The organism is Synechocystis sp. LEGE 06083 (assembly GCF_015207725.1).
Classification (GTDB): domain Bacteria; phylum Cyanobacteriota; class Cyanobacteriia; order Cyanobacteriales; family Microcystaceae; genus Synechocystis; species Synechocystis salina.
The window spans coordinates 1-1,017 of record NZ_JADEWJ010000476.1 but is presented as its reverse complement, the minus strand read 5'-3'; the positions used below and the strand labels follow the sequence as shown (position 1 = coordinate 1,017).

The window sequence follows — 1,017 nt, the reverse complement described above, 5'->3', positions numbered from 1 at the left end:
GGTTAGGCCGCTCACTCTGGATCAGGTTAAAACCTTCGAGGCCGTCCTTGGCTTCAATCACCTCGAAATTTCCCTGGGGCAACATATCCCTAACTCGCATACGGATAACTTTGCTGTCATCGATGACTAGAATCTTGTGGGCAGACACGGTAGACTCTCCTTCGAGAAAATTGGGTGAAACACAGCTATGGCAGACTTGTTGGATGCTGCCAACCCGTCAAAATTCTTACTTGCTCTGTACATATTAGAGGAATTTGGGGTGGGAACAAACTTCCAAAAGCTCAATGTTAGCAAGCTCAGATGGGAGAATGGGAACCCTAGGAGGATGTTGGATGAAGTTTCAATGTGCCCCCAAATCGATCCCCTAAAGATCCGGCCATGGTGGGAGTAGGGAATTTTAACTGGGATTTTCACCAAACTTGGCAGAACCAGGGACTTTAAAAAGGCCTCCTAAAGGGAATTCAGATCCTCCAACTGCCCAATGTTTTTTAGGTTTAGATCGGGACAGGTGCGTTTGCATAGGCCAGTCAGCACTTTGCCGGGGCCCACTTCCCAATAATCCGTTGCGCCAATTTCCCCTAAATTAACCATGGTTTCCCGCCAGCGCACGGAGCCGGTCATTTGTTGAATCAGTTTTTCCTTCAGGCGATCGCCGTTTTGGGTAGGGCTGGGATCCACGTTGGAGAGGACGGGCACAGTGGCATCCTGGAATTGACAAGCGGCTAGGGTTTGGGCAAAGGCTTGGGCCGGTTCGTTCATAAAACTGGAATGGAAAGCCCCGGAGACTTTCAAGGGCACAGCTCGACGAGCTTTGACGCTGGCTAAAATGCGTTCCACTCCGGCCACCGTACCGGAAATAACCACCTGTTCCGGGCTGTTATCGTTGGCTAGCACTACTTCGGCATTATCTGCCAGGGCTGTTTGTAAGTGATTTGGATCAAACTTCATCAGGGCGGCCATCATGCCCCCCGAAGCTCCGGCCATCACCTGCGAGCGTTCCTTAACCAGTTGTAAACC

The 1,017-nt window shown here is 50.8% G+C and carries 1 protein-coding gene and 1 pseudogene; both read right to left on the bottom strand.

Annotation, left to right across the window (positions count from 1 at the left end; translation table 11 throughout):
• A pseudogene (locus tag IQ219_RS19850) lies at nucleotides 1-148 on the bottom strand (response regulator); the annotation flags it as partial.
• Between the two features lie 302 nt (nucleotides 149-450).
• On the bottom strand, nucleotides 451-1,017 hold a 567-nt coding region (locus IQ219_RS19845), incomplete at its 5' end, for an acyltransferase domain-containing protein (protein ID WP_194073770.1).